Below are 12,795 nucleotides of genomic sequence, written 5' to 3'. Positions count from 1 at the left end.
TTAATTGCATAGAGCGTTACTTTTTGAAAGAAATTTTGTAAGATGGATAGTTGTACCGTACTCTTCTGTAGAGATTACTTCGACTTCATCCATGAAATTTTCCATGATTGTAAATCCCATTCCTGAACGCTCTAATTCAGGTTTTGTAGTGAATAATGGCTGTCTTGCTTCTTCCAAATTCCCGATACCGATACCTTCATCGCGAATAGTCAATTTCACCATTCCATCTTCAAGAACAGCAGTAATATACACAATCCCTTGCGGATTGTTATCATATCCGTGAATAATAGCATTAGTAACAGCTTCAGAAATGACCGTTTTAATTTCTGTCAGTTCGTCCATCGTTGGATCCAGCTGTGCAATAAAGGCAGCGACTGTAACGCGGGCAAATGACTCATTTTGGCTTAGCGCTGAAAATTGAAGATGCATCTCATTTCTCATTTACGCCACCCCCAATGTTTGCAGCGCATTTTCTTCATTTGGCTCCAAACGTATGATTTTAAACAAACCGGACATTTCAAACAAACGTTTTACCGCCGGGGAAATCGCACAAACAACCATTTCGCCGCCCAAGCTTTTAATATGCTTATATCGCCCTAAGATGACACCTAACCCAGAACTGTCCATAAAGCTAAGCTTTTCTAAATTCAACACAATATGATTGATTGCTTCTTTTTCAATCTTGTCCGTGACTTCTCTACGAAGCTTTTCCGCCGTATGGTGATCAAGCTCCCCTGCCAATCGAATACATAGAACACTTTGTTTCACTTCGAGATTAATGGAAAGACTCACTTGTACTTCCTCCTCTTGTCAGCGCGAAAGTGCGCGGAAAGTATACAATGTCTTTCTCTATACTGACAGAAGAATCCTTCTCACTGACAAAAGAAGTGTTTTTTCGCTAGAAAATGCAAGAAAAGGTAAAGCCATATGCCGCTTAACCTTCATTCTGCACAGATACAGAGCATACCCCGTTCATAGAAGCTTCTCTTTATTCAGATTTAGAAAAAATGCTGATTGTACGCTTAAATAATTCCCACCAACTCGCTTCGTCAATATCAGCACTTGCCACTAGCATAGTTTTGGAAATTACTTCATCACCATTTTTTAGCACCAACGTTCCAAGTGCATCTCCTTTTTTTATAGGAGCCTTAACACTTTTTTCCATGATGACTTGCTTTTTCACTTTTGCAATACTCTCGCCTTTTTTAGATAAAACAGATACATTCTCAGCAGCTACTAAGCTGACCTTCTTTTCACTCCCGCGATTCACTTTAATAGCTGCAATCGGCTGGTCCTTCTTGTACATTTGTTTTGTTGTGTAATGAGCGTACGCATAATCAAGAAGCTTTGTTACCTGAGCGTTACGCTCTTTTGATGTAGGCGCACCCATTACGACCGCGATGACACGCATCCCATTTTTCATCGCAGAAGCCGTTAAACAATATCTTGCCTCTCCTGTAAAGCCTGTTTTTACTCCATCCACACCCGGATAGAAACGAACAAGTTTATTTGTATTCACAAGCCAAAATTTCTTCTCTGTATTTTGGCGCAAATAGTCTTCATATTTTCCTGTATATTGACGAATCAGCGAATACTTCATAAGCTCCTTCGCCATTACTGCCATATCATACGCAGTAGAATAATGATTTTCAGCAGGCAAACCGGTCGGATTTTGGAAATTTGTATTTTTCAAGCCTAAACTCTTTGCCTTTTTGTTCATCATCTCTACAAACGCTTCCTCTGAGCCCGCGATGTGTTCTGCCATGGCGACAGATGCATCATTTCCAGACGCAATCGCAATGCCTTTTAACATCTCATCGACGGTCATCTCTTCACCTGGCTCCAAAAAAATTTGAGAGCCCCCCATGGAAGCTGCATATTCACTGGTACGAATCTTGTCTTTTAAGGTCAGCTTTCCTTTATTAATCTCTTCCATGATTAAAAGCATCGTCATGATTTTCGTCATGCTTGCCGGTGGCAGTTTTTCATTGCTGTTTTTTTCATACAATACTTTTCCTGTATCTTGCTCAAGCAAAACCGCTGAAGAAGCCTTATCCACCAGGTTCAACTTACTTTCCTGCGTCTTAGCTTTCGGCTTCGCTTCTGATTGAGCGAAGCTTACGGAAGCAAGAGGGAAAATCAGCGTCATACATACTAGTATTCCAACTAATCGTTTCATCTCCATAACCCTCCATTCAGTATCAAACCTATTTTTTCCATTTTTCTCGTTTTTATACCAATTATTGCTAATAAAAGCGAAACTGGCTTGTTTAGGTGCAGAACCACATTTCGCACATAATTGGGATTCTACCTGTAATCCATGCCCTAGACGAGATTATTGTCATACAAACACGCTTGCTTCTCGAAATCAAAATAAAAACTCCTTGATTTTCAAGGAGTTTTTTTCCGTAGCTCTTTCCTTCGCTTCATATATTGCTTTTCATCTTTTGTTTGAAAGCCATGTCCACTTGCAAACAATTGATCTGTTGGTGCAATTCCGCTTTCGGCTATATGCCAGCTTCCGTTCTCTTTGACAAGCACTTGGAGGAAATAATTTATTCCATTCAGTTGATACGGATTTTCCTTCTTCACCTTATACTCCACAGCAATATAAAGCGTTTTAACACCATCATTCCCAAAATAAGAAAGATACTTTGACAAATGTGGAAGATAATGATGGGAAACAGAAATCGGGAGCTCTTTTACATTTTTAAGTGCAGCCTCTTCTATATTAAAAATCGTAGGATACCCTTTTATACGAGAGCCGTGAAAGAGGAAGATTTCGTTTTCCATCCCTCTCGTCCATAGTCTAGAATACTTCACAACATCACCTGTCGCCAAGCATTCTACTTCCTTTCTGACCAATTGCTCTGGTTGCATTCCTTCTTCTGCCTGAACTTTTCCACTACAGAAAAGCAACACCATCATCATGAAAAGTATGATACGCTTCATAATTTCACTCCTTGTTCATCCCTTATTAGAAAAGTATGGAAAAACAAAGGAGAAATTATACTAAAATAAAATAGACCTACTAAATTTGCAACGAATCTTTTACCTAATGCTAGCATTTCTTGTTTTACATCATCTTGAGGCAGCAACCTCACTAATCACACACAAACAAAAAAGCGAGAAAACACTTCCCGCTTTTATTGTATACTTTGACACAACGTGATCATTATTTTCATTTCTTCTTCACTTAAATGAGCAAATTTTTCTTTATAATACTGTAAACGTAATTCTTCGAGCTTACCCGCTACTTCTCTTCCTTGTTCTGTGATTTCTAAATACACGATACGTCTGTCAGAATCAGAGCGTTTGCGAGTCATATATCCTTTTTTAACAAGACGGTCAGTTACCGCCGTGATATGGCTCGATGTAACGTCCACTTCATACGCAATTTGAGAAGCCATTTGCGGACTTTTTGCTTTTAACACACGCAAAACAACGAACTCATTGTAAGGCATATACTTCGTAAAAAGTTCATTGACTTCAGTTTGAAACATACGAAATAACTGACGAAATCCTGCAGATAAATCCAATATGAGTTCTTCTCGTTCTTCTCGTTCTTCTCTCACTGTCCTCTACCCTTTTCTTAATATTCGAATTATTATTTTCAATAATTAAAATAATTATACTGCATATTATATGATTTTGCATACATTTTATTATATTTTCATTATTTACACTTGTCTTGTCAAAATTGAATTTTTGCTTGTAATTAAAGAGTATATTTAATGAATTTTTATTTTACACCTGTTAATTTCGAATACATTTTGCTATTCTTCTAAAATTCTTTATATCTTCAGTTACAAGAAAAATAGTTGGCCTCCTCTAATTGAATACATGATTTTGTCTTCCTCATTCATATATATGTAATGAAACTTTTCTTAGCAGAAGGCAATAGCCACATTAATCCGAAATAAAGGGGGTGCTCCTATATTTTAGTTTGATCAAGGAAAAGAAGGTGAAAAAACATGCATTATGGAACAAATTCTCCCTATTATTATTCTCAAGAGCGAGCAGGCAATCCCCAAACTGTAACTGTGGATGGCCATGGAATGGTAAAGGCAAAACCTGATATTGTTGTACTTACACTGGGAGTAATAACAGAAAATGAAAATGTAAAAGCTGCACAGCAAGAAAATGCTCTGCGCACTAACAGTGTCATTGCTGCGCTAAAAGCACTTGGAATTGATGAAAAAAATATTGAAACCACATCCTATACCATGTCTCCTCAATACGAATATGTTGACGGGAAGCCGCAGTCTAGAGGGTATCGAGTAGAGCATATGCTCGAGGTAACAGTGTTAAATGTTCAGCAAGCAGGGCAAGTATATGATGAAGCAGTGCAAAACGGGGCAAATATAGCCAGAAGCCTTGTGTTTAAAGTATCTAATCCTTCTTCTTATGAAAATGAAGCATTGACCCTCGCTGTTAAAAATGCTCAAGAAAAAGCTAAAGTGATTGCAGGGGCATTAGGAGTCTCCATCAACCCTGTACCAGCGAACATCAAAGAAGAACAAACGAATGTGCAGCGTGAATACGTAGCTGCCTTTTCGAGCATGTCAACAGAGTCAGCGACTCCGATTCAAACCGGGGATTTAGACGTTTCAGCAACTATACGTGCTGTGTTTCAGTATATGTAAACAAGGGTGCTCCTCTGTATAAGAAGAGCACTCTCCTTGTAACAAGATGAAACATCAATCAGTGGGGTCGTTTTCTTCCTCCACTTATCCTTCTTACTTTTCGCACAGTCTGGCATAGATAATTGAAGTTCATGGTAATGCAAGATAAAGAACACATCCTTGCTTTTTTATTGCGCTTTTTCTTAAGTTCAAGCACTTCCTATATTTAATCGACACACACAAAAGGTCTGTCCTCTTACTTTTATATATGCTATAATTGGCATCGTGACTATTTGTCATGGGTGGGCGAGGGATACCTGCAAAGTAGGAATTTAATTATGAAAGGATTGTTAGAAAAGAGATTTGATTTAACAGGTCATAGTACAACAGTAAAGCAAGAAATTACCGCAGGATTGACATCATTTTTTACCATTGTTTACATCATGGTTGTCAACGGAGCTATTTTATCTGATGCCGGTATTCCGGTAGAAGCCGCAATTCTCGCAACAGTACTAACCTCTGTTGTCGGCTGTATGATAATGGCTATTTGGGCGAATGCCCCAATTATTTTAGTGCCTGGTATGGGCGTTAATGCCTTCTTCACGTACACAATTGTTCAATCGATGGGGTTATCCTGGCAGGAAGCTCTTGCAGCTGTATTTTTATCCGGCCTTATCTTCATGCTAACGGCATTTACCCGTTTAGCGGCCCTGTTAACACAAACCATTCCTAAGACTTTAAAAGAAGCTATCACGGTTGGGATAGGTGTGTTTTTAGCGTTTATTGGATTGCAAAAAGGCGGCATAGTTGTTGGTAACAGCAGTACCTTTGTTGCATTAGGAAAGTTGAGCGATCCTCAAGTACTGGCTACATTATCAACCCTGGTACTGGCACTGTTTTTATTTATCCGAAATGTGAAAGGAAGCTTTTTGCTTACTGTTTTTGCTGGAACTGGCATTGCATCGCTGTTTGGCCTTGTTAGCTTAGACACCTTGCAAGATACGAATTTTTCTTTCCAAGATTACGGTGTTTTGTTTGGTGCTATGTCATTTGACAAATTACTGTCTGTTCCATTTTTAATTGCAACCTTTTCACTGACGATGGTGCTTGTGTTTGAAAATATGGGCTTGCTTCATGGGATGCTCGAACGTCCTGAAAAATTTTCACGATCATTTCAAGCGAACGCTTTGTCTGTCGCAGCTTCCGGCTTGTTCGGTACAAGTCCAACGGTTTCCACAGTAGAAAGCGCAGCAGGCATTGCAGCAGGAGGAAAGACAGGCTTAACTTCTTTAGTGACTGGCATGCTCTTTTTACTTTCTCTCTTCTGTATTCCGTTTGTTAAGCTGATTCCTGATAGTGCAATTGCACCTATTCTAATTATTATCGGCGGTTTGATGATCCAAAATATCCAAAACATCAATCTGCAGGATTTTTCAGAAGGATTTCCGGCGTTTCTTATTATTGTAATGATTCCGCTAACATACAGCATCGCAGATGGAATTGCCTTCGGCTTTATCGCTTATCCAATTTTAAAGCTTGCTTTAGGAAAGCGAAATGAAGTTGGCAAACCATTATATGTAATTGCAAGCCTCTTTTTCCTTACATTTGTGCTGCATGCGTTGGGTTAATATATAAAAGTTTCCTTTAGAGTAAAGGAAGCTTTTTTTATATATTGCTATATTTATCCGTTGACTTTTGATACAAGTACATACGTTGCCGCATATCCCAGAAATAACCGTAGGTTCCTGCATTGGTAGCCCACTGCTGAATTTTTTCTATATTATAAAATACAAGAACAACCATTACTAATGGAACTGTAACGCCCAAAATAGTGTACAAGGTATTTCCATAATTGACATACTGAAGAAACAGCTTGTTCACTCCGATATGCATATACATAATTGACATGCTTTTGCTATTAATAAAGCTTAACGGAGCAGTCAGCCTCGTAAAAGAAACCTTTTGGAAAAGACCGCAACATACTATAGTCATCGTAAGCGGAATGATTATATCTAATAAAGGATTTTTGTAACGCAAAAACTTTAAGCTTAAATGATAGTCTAATAATTCCATTTGTTGCAGCGTAATACATAGTAGTGTCAGTATCGTACACACCGTTGTAATCCATAGAGGAATTTTCTTTAAAAGCGGCTTTGTAAAATAACCGATACTAAAATAAAAGATTGTGAGCATAGCTACATCCGCATTCCAGGGTACTCTAATATGTAAATGAGGGCTCCATGCCTGCCAGTCCGGTTACAAAATAGGCTTCTGCATGAGCAGTTGCTGAACACGTTGCTTAATCAAATCTCCAAGCTCATTCCACTCCTTTATATTAAACACATAACCGCTGAACAGGAAAAATGCCGGCATATGAAACCAATAAATACACGTAGTAATTTCACTTGTTTCATATGCATGACCTAGAACAACCAGGATCATACAAAATCCTTTTGCTGCGTCGAGCCACACCTCTCGTTTCCTCTGTGCCATCCTCTCACCTCATTTAGAATATTTCTACGTGATTACCATTCTATAAGGATACGAGGTACTCTCTCTACAGTTTCACAAGGTGGTTAATGCCATTTAATTGTCATGCAACATTGTAATGGTTCTTGTAATAGATGTATCGAATTTGAAAATAAACTTACTATTTCAAAAATGAGCACAGGAAAATTTCAGTGCTCATTTTTCGAGAAGCAACTACGATGCTGCATGTTGGCAGGTCACTTGAACCAGCCTTTCTTTTTAAACCAAAGAATCATAAATAAAGAGATTCCTGCCATTATAAACAACGCTGCAAAATATCCATATCGCCAGTAGAGCTCTGGCATATGCTGAAAGTTCATACCGTATACTCCTGCAATAAATGTAAGCGGCATAAAAATAGTCGAAAACACTGTTAAGGTTTTCATAATACTGTTCATATAATCGGAATTCAATGAGAAGTAACTATCACGAATGTCAGCTGTCAAATCTCGGCTTGCTTCAATCATTTCAGTCAGCTTCAGTAAATGGTCATAAATATCCTTAAAATATAGTTCATGATCATTACTGCCCTGAAAGCGAGTAGAATTCAATATGCGATAAAGCAAGTCCCGCATTGGAATTATCGTGCGACGCAACTTCGACAAATCATACCTAATATCAAATACCTCTTCTAGCACGCTGCTTTCCGAATCTCTCGTTAAATTATCATCAATATCATTTAATCGATCCTCTAAATAATATACAGGGGGAAAATAGTCATCCACTATTTGATCTATAAGCATATGAGCCAAATGCAAAGGACTAATCTTAATACGGTCTCGTTCCTCAATTCTCTCCCACGTTCGTTCAATTCCTTTGTTTTCATGAAAATGAAACGAAACGACAAAGCGCTCTCCTATAAACAAATCAACTTCATGCGGCTCCATCTCTTCTCCGTCAATAGAATGGAGTACTAAAAAATGATATCCATTATAAAAATCTACCTTAGGCCGCTGTACGTATTCCAAGCAATCTTCAATCGTTAAAGGGTGAAACTGAAAATATTCTTTTAACACATATGTATACTCTTCTTCCGTCGGTGAGGCCAAATCGACCCAGTACCATTCTATATCTTCACGCTCCACATCTTCTAAACATAAATTATACAGCACTGTTTTATCTTTTCTTATCCCGCAAATCCGAATCATACGTGCCTCCTCCCTTTTTTCTTAGTATAGACTTCATACAAAAAGATTGATACCAAAAATGTTTTCTTCTCTTTTCGTAAAAAAGCACACCTGTAAAGCATGCGCATTGTCACCATAGAGTAAAAAAAGCCCCTTACATCAAGTGCAAGGAGCTTTGTATATTTATTCTGTTACCGTATCGTGCACTAACGGTGGTGCTTCAACATGATTTTTAGAAATTTTGATGTTTTCATAAATCTTATTCTTTACATTTTCAACATCTTGGCTGTTAGCATGCATCGTGACTAATGAATCACCCTTTTTCACAGCATCACCAATTTTCTTGCGAAGGAGTAATCCTACTGCTAAGTCAATCTCTGATTCTTTTGTAGCGCGCCCAGCTCCTAACAACATGGCTGCTGTACCTATTTCATCCGCTATAATTTCAGACACATACCCATCTTCCTTCGCTTCAACCTCTATAATATACTTTGCAGCTGGCAGCTTTTCTGGATTATTTACAACAGAGCCGTCTCCGCCTTGCGCTTCCAAAAATACTTTAAACTTCTCAAGCGCTTTACCATTGTTCATAACCTCGATAAGCTTTTGACGTGCGTCATCCAATGAAGACGCTTGTCCTGCTAAATACACCATCTTGCTCCCCAGTACTAAGCATAGCTCCTCTAAATCTTTCGGACCTTTTCCCTGCAATGTATCAATTGCTTCTTTCACTTCCAGTGCATTTCCGATTGCAAATCCAAGCGGTTGACTCATATCAGAAATAACAGCCATCGTTTTCCGTCCAACATTGTTTCCGATGCGTACCATTGCTTGTGCAAGCGCTCTAGCATCTTCTGTCGTTTTCATGAACGCACCTGCTCCTGTTTTTACATCCAAAACAATCGCATCAGCGCCAGCGGCAATTTTTTTACTCATAATAGAGCTTGCAATCAATGGAATGGAATCCACTGTTGCAGTAACATCACGAAGGGCATACAACTTTTTATCAGCTGGTGTCAAGTTTCCACTTTGTCCAATAACAGCAATTTTATTTTTGTTTACAAGATCGATAAATTGCTGATTTTCAATTTCAACATGAAAACCCTCAACTGCTTCTAATTTATCAATGGTCCCCCCTGTATGGCCTAATCCCCGTCCGGACATTTTTGCTACGGGCACATCAAGTGCAGCTACTAATGGACCCAACACCAAAGTAGTCGTATCTCCGACACCGCCAGTGGAGTGCTTATCCACTTTTATTCCTTCAATTGCAGATAAATCAATGGTATCGCCACTGTTGACCATGGCCATCGTTAAGTCTGCACGTTCTTGATCATTCATATCCTTGAAAAAAACAGCCATGGCAAATGAACTCATTTGATAATCCGGTATTTCTCCGTTCGTATAGCCTGTAATGATGAATTGAATTTCCTCTGTTGTCAATGCATGTCCGTCACGCTTTTTGGCAATTAAATCTACCATTCTCATCTGAAATCCCCCTTACTTCACACTTTTCATTTCGCTTATTATGCCTTTTACTAACGATAAAAAGTTGACTTTAACGCGTTCCGTCGTCTCTATTACCTCTTCATGATTTAACGGCTGATCTAAAATGCCTGCAGCCATGTTCGTAATACAAGAGATACCAAGCACCTTCATCCCAGCGTGACGAGCTACAATAACCTCTGGAACTGTAGACATACCTACCGCATCTGCTCCAAGCGTACGAGCCATGCGGATTTCAGCAGGAGTTTCATATGTAGGACCAGACATTGCAAGATAGACGCCTTCTTGCACTTTTAAATTTAAGCCTTCTGCAACCTTTCTTGCTTGCTGACGAAGATTTTTACAATATGCTTCTGACATATCTGGAAAGCGGAAACCAAGCTCTGAATCATTCGGTCCAATTAACGGATTGGCACTCATAAAATTAATATGATCAGAAATTAACATTAAGTCCCCAGTTTCAAAGGAAGTGTTCACTCCGCCAGCTGCATTTGTTACAACCAGCTTCTCTACCCCCAATGCTTTCATAACACGAACAGGGAAGGTTACTTTTTGCATAGCATACCCTTCATAGTAATGAAAGCGCCCTTGCATAGCCATTACCGTTACACCTTGCAATGTTCCAAACACCAATTGTCCTGCATGACCTTCAACCGTAGATACTGGAAACTCAGGAATTTCATTGTATGGTACTTTCACTGGATTCTCAATTTCATCAGCCAGTACACCAAGTCCTGATCCTAAAATTAAACCGACTTCAGGCGTCCGATCAAATTTTCCTTTTAAATAAGAAGCTGCTTTTTCAATTAACTGTTTATCCACTTTCAATTCCTCCTTACTCTAGCTCGTTTAAAAAGCTTTTGCCGTAATCTGGCATCTTTACGCCGAAATTTTCAGCAACAGTAGCACCTATATCAGCAAATGTTTGACGAAGCGGTAATTCTTTTCCGCCATTTCTCATACTTGGACTGTATGCCAATAGCGGTACATACTCGCGTGTATGATCCGTACCATGATGAATTGGGTCATTTCCATGATCTGCTGTAATAATAAGCAAATCATCATCCTTTAACTTTTCCATTACTTCAGGCAAACGGGCATCATATTCTTCTAAGGCTTCTCCATAGCCCTGCGGGTCACGGCGATGACCGAATAATGCATCAAAATCAACCAAGTTTACAAAGCTAATACCTGTAAAGTCCATATCTGCTGTATCAGCCATCTTATCCATTCCATCCATATTAGATTTGGTACGAAGGGACTTTGTGACACCCTCTTCATCATAAATATCGGATATTTTTCCAATGGCAATGACATCAAAATCTCCATCCTGTAATTCATTCATAACCGTCCGGCCGAATGGTTTCAACGCATAATCATGACGGTTTGGCGTACGCTGGAAATTACCCGGCTCTCCGACAAATGGACGCGCAATCACGCGGCCAACCATATACTTTTCATCTAAAGTCAATTCCCTGCATATTTTACAAATATCATACAATTCTTCAAGAGGAACTATTTCTTCATGAGCAGCAATTTGCAGTACAGAATCTGCAGAAGTGTATACAATCAACGCCCCTGTTTCCATATGTTCTTTTCCCAATTCATCAAGAATACCCGTTCCAGATGCTGGTTTGTTCCCAATTACTTTGCGACCTGTGCGACTTTCGATTTCATCAATTAATTCTTTCGGAAATCCTTCAGGGAATACTTGAAACGGTGTATCAATATACAACCCCATTATTTCCCAATGACCTGTCATCGTATCCTTTCCGGCTGATTTTTCTTGCATTTTTGTATAATAACCAAGCGGTTGATCTACCTTGGAAATGCCGTTCATTTCACGGATATTTCCAAGACCAAGCTTTGCCATATTAGGCATATGTAATCCCTTCATGTGATCTGCAATATGTCCAAGCGTATCAGCACCTATATCCCCATACTTCTCGGCGTCAGGTGCTTCCCCGATTCCAACAGAATCCATCACGATTAAAAAAATACGTTTATATTTCTGGCTCACAACTGTCCCTCCTACTTTATTCCATTACTAAAATAGTATGTCCTAAAAAAATACAAAAAGTTGCCATTTTATAAAGTCAGATGTCAGACTTTATAAAATGGTGTTAGCCTGCATTTTTAGTATAAGAAGCCACATAGAACTCTTTTCTTCTCCTCTATCATAATATACTAACCTGCATTTTTCCACAAACTATGAAGAGGCTTGTGAAAAAATACAGGCACCCTCTGTTGTTCTATAAAACAATCCTTTGACAAGCTCACTACGGCTGAACTGTTGACCATTATTTATGTAAAAATACTTCAATTCCCTTTGCAATGCCAATGGCGGTTTTTCGTTTAAACTCATCTATCTGCAGCAACTTTGCATCTTCTTCGTTCGTTAAATAACCAATTTCAATAAGAGTACTTGGTACAATGGATTCCCGCAGTACACGATAATTGGCGAATTTCGTAAATCGAATCGGCATTCCCGTTTCTTTAGATAATGAGCGGGCGATCGCATGCGCTGCTTCCTTATCCTGAAAAGGAGTAAAATAAAATGTTTCGATTCCTCGCACTTCTGAATTTTTTACAAATGCATTCGCATGAATGCTAACAAACAAATCCGCTCCCATTTTTCGAGCAAACTTAGGCCGGCATGTCAAATCCTCTTCATAGCCTTTTTTGCTGCACTCTGTATCTCCATCTCTCGTTACATATACTTTATATCCTTTTTTCTCTAGTTCTTCTTTGAGATACTGTGATACACCCCATACCACTTCTTTTTCTACAATTGTTTTATTAGAAAATCCCGGATATTTCCCCCCGTGCCCTGGATCAAGAACCACAACTGTCTCATCGGTATGCTTTTTCATTTTCACATAGCCAAAATAAAAAGCAACAGCAAGCAGGAAAAGTATTCCTGCAATAATAATAATCGTTCGTTTCATCTACGTCTCCTTTTGACATCAATCTCCTTTACAATATTCTATAGGCAAAAGAAAAAACCT

At 38.8% G+C, this 12,795-nt stretch carries 14 protein-coding genes; 2 read left to right on the top strand and 12 right to left on the bottom strand.

The genetic code is table 11. The features are described from left to right. From spoIIAB to J7Q84_RS08910, 5 genes are all read right to left on the bottom strand, one after another. Positions 1-441: an anti-sigma F factor gene (gene spoIIAB, locus J7Q84_RS08930; RefSeq protein ID WP_209094171.1), complete on the bottom strand. Its 441-nt coding sequence runs from the start codon at positions 439-441 to the stop codon at positions 1-3. Next, a complete protein-coding gene (gene spoIIAA / locus J7Q84_RS08925) occupies positions 442-792 on the bottom strand; it encodes an anti-sigma F factor antagonist (RefSeq protein WP_209094170.1) in 351 nt (116 codons plus the stop codon). Positions 793-988: 196 nt separating this feature from the next. Continuing rightward, complete coding sequence (locus J7Q84_RS08920; protein ID WP_209094169.1) at positions 989-2,179, bottom strand: D-alanyl-D-alanine carboxypeptidase family protein; 1,191 nt, start codon at positions 2,177-2,179, stop codon at positions 989-991. Between the two features lie 212 nt (positions 2,180-2,391). After that, positions 2,392-2,952 carry a hypothetical protein gene (locus J7Q84_RS08915; RefSeq protein WP_209094168.1) on the bottom strand — a complete coding sequence of 187 codons (561 nt, stop codon included), beginning with the start codon at positions 2,950-2,952 and terminating at the stop codon, positions 2,392-2,394. A 194-nt stretch (positions 2,953-3,146) separates the two neighbouring features. Further along, positions 3,147-3,575, bottom strand: coding sequence for a MarR family winged helix-turn-helix transcriptional regulator (locus J7Q84_RS08910; protein ID WP_348519839.1), 429 nt, complete (start codon positions 3,573-3,575; stop codon positions 3,147-3,149). Positions 3,576-3,974: 399 nt separating this feature from the next. Here J7Q84_RS08910 and J7Q84_RS08905 point away from each other — a divergent pair, with 399 nt between their 5' ends. Continuing rightward, a complete protein-coding gene (locus tag J7Q84_RS08905; protein WP_209094167.1) occupies positions 3,975-4,646 on the top strand; it encodes an SIMPL domain-containing protein in 672 nt (223 codons plus the stop codon). A gap of 317 nt (positions 4,647-4,963) precedes the next feature. Further along, positions 4,964-6,253 (top strand): NCS2 family permease, encoded by a 1,290-nt coding sequence (locus tag J7Q84_RS08900; protein WP_209094166.1) that lies wholly within the window; start codon positions 4,964-4,966, stop codon positions 6,251-6,253. Between the two features lie 37 nt (positions 6,254-6,290). Here J7Q84_RS08900 and J7Q84_RS08895 read toward each other — a convergent pair whose 3' ends face one another. From J7Q84_RS08895 to J7Q84_RS08865, 7 genes are all read right to left on the bottom strand, one after another. Continuing rightward, positions 6,291-6,818, bottom strand: coding sequence for a hypothetical protein (locus J7Q84_RS08895; RefSeq protein ID WP_209094165.1), 528 nt, complete (start codon positions 6,816-6,818; stop codon positions 6,291-6,293). A gap of 63 nt (positions 6,819-6,881) precedes the next feature. Next, complete coding sequence (locus J7Q84_RS08890; RefSeq protein WP_209094164.1) at positions 6,882-7,118, bottom strand: acyltransferase family protein; 237 nt, start codon at positions 7,116-7,118, stop codon at positions 6,882-6,884. Positions 7,119-7,351: 233 nt separating this feature from the next. After that, on the bottom strand, positions 7,352-8,302 hold the full coding sequence (gene corA, locus J7Q84_RS08885) for a magnesium/cobalt transporter CorA (RefSeq protein ID WP_209094163.1): 951 nt from the start codon (positions 8,300-8,302) through the stop codon (positions 7,352-7,354). Between the two features lie 162 nt (positions 8,303-8,464). After that, complete coding sequence (locus J7Q84_RS08880) at positions 8,465-9,769, bottom strand: pyrimidine-nucleoside phosphorylase (protein WP_209094162.1); 1,305 nt, start codon at positions 9,767-9,769, stop codon at positions 8,465-8,467. A 12-nt stretch (positions 9,770-9,781) separates the two neighbouring features. Continuing rightward, positions 9,782-10,609, bottom strand: a complete 828-nt coding sequence (locus J7Q84_RS08875) for a purine-nucleoside phosphorylase (RefSeq protein ID WP_209094161.1) — start codon at positions 10,607-10,609, stop codon at positions 9,782-9,784. A gap of 13 nt (positions 10,610-10,622) precedes the next feature. After that, complete coding sequence (deoB, locus tag J7Q84_RS08870; protein ID WP_209094160.1) at positions 10,623-11,807, bottom strand: phosphopentomutase; 1,185 nt, start codon at positions 11,805-11,807, stop codon at positions 10,623-10,625. A 280-nt stretch (positions 11,808-12,087) separates the two neighbouring features. Beyond that, positions 12,088-12,735 carry an N-acetylmuramoyl-L-alanine amidase family protein gene (locus J7Q84_RS08865; protein ID WP_209094159.1) on the bottom strand — a complete coding sequence of 216 codons (648 nt, stop codon included), beginning with the start codon at positions 12,733-12,735 and terminating at the stop codon, positions 12,088-12,090. Between the last annotated feature and the right edge of the window lie 60 nt (positions 12,736-12,795).

Origin of the sequence: Bacillus sp. 165, from assembly GCF_017742235.1 — a bacterium.
Taxonomy (GTDB): domain Bacteria; phylum Bacillota; class Bacilli; order Bacillales; family Bacillaceae_G; genus JAGHKQ01.
This window is presented reverse-complemented; position numbering and strand designations above follow the sequence as displayed.

What these genes read in the sequence shown, in the direction of transcription:
- J7Q84_RS08915 (WP_209094168.1), bottom strand. Translation starts at nt 2,952, where the DNA reads ATGAAGCGTATCATACTTTTCATGATGATGGTGTTGCTTTTCTGTAGT.
- J7Q84_RS08900 (WP_209094166.1), top strand. Translation starts at nt 4,964, where the DNA reads ATGAAAGGATTGTTAGAAAAGAGATTTGATTTAACAGGTCATAGTACA.
- J7Q84_RS08880 (WP_209094162.1), bottom strand. Translation starts at nt 9,769, where the DNA reads ATGAGAATGGTAGATTTAATTGCCAAAAAGCGTGACGGACATGCATTG.
- J7Q84_RS08905 (WP_209094167.1), top strand. Translation starts at nt 3,975, where the DNA reads ATGCATTATGGAACAAATTCTCCCTATTATTATTCTCAAGAGCGAGCA.
- J7Q84_RS08895 (WP_209094165.1), bottom strand. Translation starts at nt 6,818, where the DNA reads ATGCTCACAATCTTTTATTTTAGTATCGGTTATTTTACAAAGCCGCTT.
- J7Q84_RS08865 (WP_209094159.1), bottom strand. Translation starts at nt 12,735, where the DNA reads ATGAAACGAACGATTATTATTATTGCAGGAATACTTTTCCTGCTTGCT.
- J7Q84_RS08920 (WP_209094169.1), bottom strand. Translation starts at nt 2,179, where the DNA reads ATGAAACGATTAGTTGGAATACTAGTATGTATGACGCTGATTTTCCCT.
- spoIIAB (WP_209094171.1), bottom strand. Translation starts at nt 441, where the DNA reads ATGAGAAATGAGATGCATCTTCAATTTTCAGCGCTAAGCCAAAATGAG.
- J7Q84_RS08890 (WP_209094164.1), bottom strand. Translation starts at nt 7,118, where the DNA reads ATGGCACAGAGGAAACGAGAGGTGTGGCTCGACGCAGCAAAAGGATTT.
- corA (WP_209094163.1), bottom strand. Translation starts at nt 8,302, where the DNA reads ATGATTCGGATTTGCGGGATAAGAAAAGATAAAACAGTGCTGTATAAT.